Annotated in this window: 4 protein-coding genes and 1 pseudogene; 1 reads left to right on the top strand and 4 read right to left on the bottom strand. The window is 73.9% G+C overall.

Features of this window, described 5'->3' with window-relative positions:
- Positions 1 to 558: pseudogene (locus C1J00_RS37925) on the top strand (hypothetical protein); the annotation flags it as partial.
- Between the two features lie 119 nt (positions 559 to 677).
- Here C1J00_RS37925 and C1J00_RS37930 read toward each other — a convergent pair.
- From C1J00_RS37930 to C1J00_RS37945, 4 genes are all read right to left on the bottom strand, one after another.
- Positions 678 to 3,113: a right-handed parallel beta-helix repeat-containing protein gene (locus tag C1J00_RS37930; protein WP_102913445.1), complete on the bottom strand. Its 2,436-nt coding sequence runs from the start codon at positions 3,111 to 3,113 to the stop codon at positions 678 to 680.
- Between the two features lie 153 nt (positions 3,114 to 3,266).
- Positions 3,267 to 3,872: an Rv1733c family protein gene (locus C1J00_RS37935; RefSeq protein ID WP_102913447.1), complete on the bottom strand. Its 606-nt coding sequence runs from the start codon at positions 3,870 to 3,872 to the stop codon at positions 3,267 to 3,269.
- 164 nt (positions 3,873 to 4,036) lie between these two features.
- On the bottom strand, positions 4,037 to 4,864 hold the full coding sequence (locus C1J00_RS37940) for an MOSC domain-containing protein (protein ID WP_102913446.1): 828 nt from the start codon (positions 4,862 to 4,864) through the stop codon (positions 4,037 to 4,039).
- Positions 4,865 to 4,913: 49 nt separating this feature from the next.
- Positions 4,914 to 5,148 (bottom strand): DUF6643 family protein (locus C1J00_RS37945; RefSeq protein ID WP_342751787.1); only part of this gene is annotated, 235 nt, incomplete at its 5' end.

The following is a 5,148-nucleotide window of genomic DNA, read 5'->3' on the forward strand; positions in this document are numbered from 1 at the left end:
CCCTTCGCCCCGCCCTGCTACGCCGAGCGCGCGGTGCCCGACCTGACCTGGCGGATGGCCACCTGGACCCGCGCCACCGGCGGACGGCTGGTCATCTCCGGGCACTCGCAGGGCAGCGTCCTCGCCGCCGCCGCGGCCTGGCAACTCGCCCCGTCCGCCCGCAAACGGGTCGCACTGCTGACCTACGGCTCCCCGCTGGAGCGCCTCTACGGCCGCTGGTTCCCGGCGCACTTCGGCCCTACCGCGCTCAGCTCCCTGCACCGGGACGTCGACTGCTGGCGCAACCTCCACCGGCTCACCGACCCCATCGGCGGCCCGGTGCGCCTGCCCGGCGACCGCGGCCCGCAGGTCGACCACGCCCCCCTGATGGACCCTCTCGCCTACGGCCGTACCGACCTCCTGCCGCTGCCCGCGCCGATCCTCGGTCACTCCGACTACCAGGCCGATCCGGTCTTCGCCGAGGAACGCCGCAAGCTGCTGGCGCGACTGCGGCCGGGGGACCCGGCGGCCGGGGAGGTGCCTTCGCCGCGTCACCAGCCCGAGCCGCCCGCCGCGTAGGCGGATGCTCAGCACATCCGGCGAACAGCGGGATCCTCAGCGCATCCGGCGAACAGCGGATCCTCAGAGCATCCGCCGAACAGCGGGATCCTGAGAGCACCGGCCGCACCGCGGGAGTCTCAGAGCAGCTCGGGCAGATCCTCGGCGTAGAGGAGGGTCAGGTCGTCCGTGCTCGGCTCCGGAAACTGGGCGACCCGGCTCGCGTGCCGTTCGACCATGGCCTCGAACGTCTGCCGTGCGGTACGGCCGTTGCCGAAGGCCGGGCCCTTGGGCAGCACCGTGAAGTACTTCCGCAGGGCCTCCGGCGCGCCCGGCGCCAGCCGGTACTCGTGCTCCTCGGCCTGCTGCTCCACGATCCGCAGCAGATCCTCGGGGCCGTAGTCGCTGAACGTGATGGTCCGGGAGAAGCGGGACGCCACACCCGGGTTGACCGACAGGAAGCGCTCCATCTCGGCCGTGTAGCCCGCGACGATCACCACGACCGCGTCCCGGTGGTCCTCCATCAGCTTCACCAGCGTGTCGATGGCCTCCTTGCCGAAGTCGCGGCCCGCGTCCTCCGGGGACAGCGCGTACGCCTCGTCGATGAACAGCACGCCACCGCGCGCCTTCTCGAACGCCTCCTGCGTGCGGATCGCCGTCGAGCCGATGTGCTCGCCGACCAGGTCCACGCGGGACACCTCGACCAGGTGCCCTTTCTCCAGCACGCCGAGCGAGGCGAGGATCTCGCCGTAGAGCCGCGCGACCGTCGTTTTGCCGGTGCCGGGGGAGCCGGTGAAAACCAGGTGCCGCTTGACCGAGGCCGCCTTCAGACCGGCCCGCTGCCGGCGCCGGCCGACCTCGATCATGTCGGTGAGGGCGCGCACCTCGCGCTTGACGCTCTCCAGCCCCACCAGCGCGTCCAGTTCACCGAGAACGTCCTTGGAGGTGCGGGCCGGCTGCCCGGGCTCGGCGGCCGGCGTCGGCGGCTCCGGCTCGGTGCGCTGTCCCGGGACCGCGCCCAGCAGGCCGGGGGAATGGCTCACCGTCTGCACGGCCGTCGCCGGTGCCGCGGGCGCACGCGGCCCGGCACTCTCGTCGCTCGTGCAGTCCTCGACGAGGGGGCCCGCCCCGGACGCGGCGTCCGCGCCGCTGTCCGCGAACTCGTAGCCCCCGCGCGCACACCGCTCCGTGCGGCACTTGCGCAGCGTCGTACGGCTACCGTCGATCACATGGAAGCCGTAGCCGCCGCTGCCCGTCACCCGGCAGTTCTGGAAGCTGCCGCGACCTCCGGCCGAGACGTAGACGCCCGCCTCCGCCGGCGAGTCGATCGTGCAGCGCTCCACGGTCGGGTCGGCGCCCTTGGTGACGATCACGCCGGTCTGCGTGCCGTCCACCGTGCAGTTGCTGAGCGTGCCACCGCTGCCGTGGTCGCGGAACCAGGCGCCCGTCGCCGCGTCCCGGATCCGGCAGTCGTCGAGCTGCGCGGTCGCGCCGTCGCTCACCGACACCGCCGTGTTGCGCACCTGCGACAGGTCGCTGTCGACGACGTCGGCGCGCGAGCCGCGGTCGAGGACGAACAGCGCGTCCGGCACGTCGTGCACTCGGCAGGAGTCCAGGACGGCGGTGGCACCGTCGCTGACCCACACCGCCGGGTAGTCGCCCGTGCTGTCGAAGATCTCGCACTGGTTGGCGTCCACCCGCGTGCCCGGGTCCCACACCGACAGGCCGTTGCGCCCGAACTGCCGCACCGTGGTGCGGGTCAGCGTGAGAACGGAACGGGAGCGCAGGTCCACCGCGTTCTCCGGGATGTCGTGGATGCGGCAGTCGGCGAGGGTCAGCACCGCGTCCGTGTCGAGCGTGACCCCGTCGGCCGTCGTGCGGTGCACATCGCAGTCGGTGAGGTGTGCCGTGGCCCGGCCGGTGATCTGCACACCGCTGCCCCGCACTTCGTAGATCTCGCAGCCGACCGCCTCCAGCGCGGAGTTCTCCCCGGTCGCCGACAGGCCCGAGCCCGAGGTGTGGTGGATCCGGCAGCGCTCCAGTCGCGGGTGGGCGCCACCGCGCACCACCACGCCCGCCTGGCCGGCCGCGACGACCTCGCACTCCTCGAACACCCCGCCCGCGCCGTCGAGTACGGCGATGCCGATGCCCGCCGGGTTGTCGACCGCGCAGCGCCGGACCGTGGGCCGGGCGCTGCCGCGCACCTCGATGCCGGCCGCAGACCGCGTCACGACCCGTACGTCGCGCAGCTCCGGGGTGCCCTCCTCGACCAGCACGGCAGGGGCGGCCGCGTCCTGGCCCTCCACATGGAGGTCCTGCACCACCGCAGAGGCGCGCACGGTCAGCGGCACGCCGTCCACGGGCGCGATCCGCACGGAGCCGGGGGAGCCCTCGGGGCCGCGCAGGGTCACCGCGCGCTGCAGGACGAGGTTCTCCCGGTAGGTGCCGGGCGCGATGGTGAGGACGTCCCCGTCGGCCGCGGCCTCCAGGGCGGCGGCGAGCGATGCGTACTCACCTGTGCGGCGCCGCCACCGCGACGTGCCGGTGTGCGTCACCTGGACCGTGCCCTGTGCCATGGTGTAGCCGTGCCCCCACCTCGGTCGTACTGATGGCTCGTCCGCCCTCGGGGCGCGTCCCTGGGGCTCGCTCGCGCGCGGGTTGTGCCGAACGGTTCGGCCGGACCACCGTAGCGTGCGCGCGGGTGGTGGGTTGACCAGAGCCGGGAGCCGTCAGTTGCCGGCGCCCGTCCTGCCCCAGTCCGGGCCCGCCTTGTCCCATGCCTGGTCCCAACGGGCGTACCGGCGGCGGACCATGCGCCAGACGATCAGCCGTCTCCCGCCCTCGATGAGACCGCCCGTCGCCAGGGCGGCACCGAAGCCGGCGAGGACCGCGTGCGTCGAGGCCGTCGCGGAGTCGAGCGGGCGGGGCACCAGCCGGCCGTGCCGGTCGGTCCATATCCGGAACTCGTCGCCCTCCTGCGGGTCCTTGAGGCCCGCCAGGACGGGGCCCTGGTGCGCGGTGCCGTCCGGCGCCGTCCAGTCGGCGAGGACGCGGGTGCGCAGATCCCTGCCCGACGAGGTCTCCGGGTCGGCGTCCAGCGGGGAGGGGTCCAGCTTGCGGACCACGGTGGCCGTCACCAGCTGCCGCGCCTCGTGCTGCGCCCGGACGGAGCGCTGCAGGGCGTCCTCAGCCGTGCCCCCGACGAGCGAGCCGGCCAGCGGGGCGGCCAGCAGGATCAGCATCAGGGCGGCCAGGGCCACCCAGGCCTCGGCCAGGTCGGTCGCGCGGCACAGCGGATTGCGCCGCCAGCGCCAGAGTCCGCTGATCGCTCGCACCGCCCGCACCCCCTTCCCGCTCCGTGATACTCCTCCGGCGGAGCCGCCCACGCACGGACCCGTCGAAGAGAGAGCGACATCACTTCCCCCCCGGGGCCTCTCATGAATTTCTCATACAGGCCAACGCCCGGGCCCGCGGCGCGGTTCCCGCTTCGCCCGAAGAGCTATTCGAGGATCCTGACCGGGTCCCCCACCCGGATCGTGCCGCGGGACAGCGGTACCAGGTTCTGACCGAAGACCAGTTTGCCGCCGAGGCGGCGATGGCGCCCCAGGCTGAACAGGGGCTCGTGCCCCCGCTCGCCCGTGCCCTGGTCGGTGGTGGTCACCACGCAACGGCCGCAGGGCTTGGCCACACGGAAGGGCACCTCCCCGACGGCGATGCGCGACCAGTCGTCCTCGGCCCAGGCCGAGGTACCCGCCACGACCACGTTCGGCCGGAAGCGGCTCATGGGCAGCGGGCCCTCGCCGGCGTGCTCGCCGCGCGCGATCAGGGAGTTGAGGGCGTCGAGCGAAGCCGTCGTGGTGAGCAGCAGCGGAAAGCCGTCGGCGAAGGAGACGGTCTCACCGGGCCGCGCGTACTCCGGGGCGAGGGGCCGACGGGTGGCCGGGTCGTCCATGTACACCAGGCGCGCCTCGAAGCCGAGGCAGGAGCTGACCCACGCGTGCGCGGCCTCGTCCTCGGCCGGGATCGCCTCGACCTTGTCGCGGAAGATCTCCACCGGCACGGTCACGACGGGCCGGGGAACGGGCACCGCCAACGTCGGCCTGCCGGGCGCGGACAGACGGACACCGCCACCGGGCTGGAGCTCGGCGGCGAGGAGCGCGACGCGCGGCTGCCGGCGCTGCGTGACGACCTTTCCCCCGTCGTCGATCAGCACCCAGCGCCGGTCTCCGGCCAGCCCCCAGGGCTCGACGACGGCCTCCCGGGGCGCCAGGCCCCGGACCGCCTTGACCGGATGGACGTGAATCGAGTGCAGGTGAGCGTTCCCCATGGGGCCATCGTGCCAGCCGGCACCGACAGGACAGCCCGCGGAGGCCGGCTCAGTACCCGCGGTACTGCTGGTTGTTGTACGGGTCCTGATAGGGAGCCGGGGCCGGCCGGGGAGCCGCGGGGCGCATGGCCTCGTAGCCCGCTGGGGCCGCCGGACGCGGCTGCTGCGGCTGGGGGCCGGGGTAGCCGCGCGGAGCGGTGGCCTGCTGCGGGATGTACGCCGCGGGCGCCTGCTGCAGCGGCGAGGGCTGCTGCGCCTGCGGATAGCCGTAGGCGGGCTGGGAG

Origin of the sequence: Streptomyces cahuitamycinicus (assembly GCF_002891435.1) — a bacterium.
GTDB classification, from domain to species: domain Bacteria; phylum Actinomycetota; class Actinomycetes; order Streptomycetales; family Streptomycetaceae; genus Streptomyces; species Streptomyces cahuitamycinicus.

Coding starts and splice junctions, on each gene's coding strand:
- C1J00_RS37930 (WP_102913445.1), bottom strand. CDS start 3,113: ATGGCACAGGGCACGGTCCAGGTGACGCACACCGGCACGTCGCGGTGG.
- C1J00_RS37940 (WP_102913446.1), bottom strand. CDS start 4,864: ATGGGGAACGCTCACCTGCACTCGATTCACGTCCATCCGGTCAAGGCG.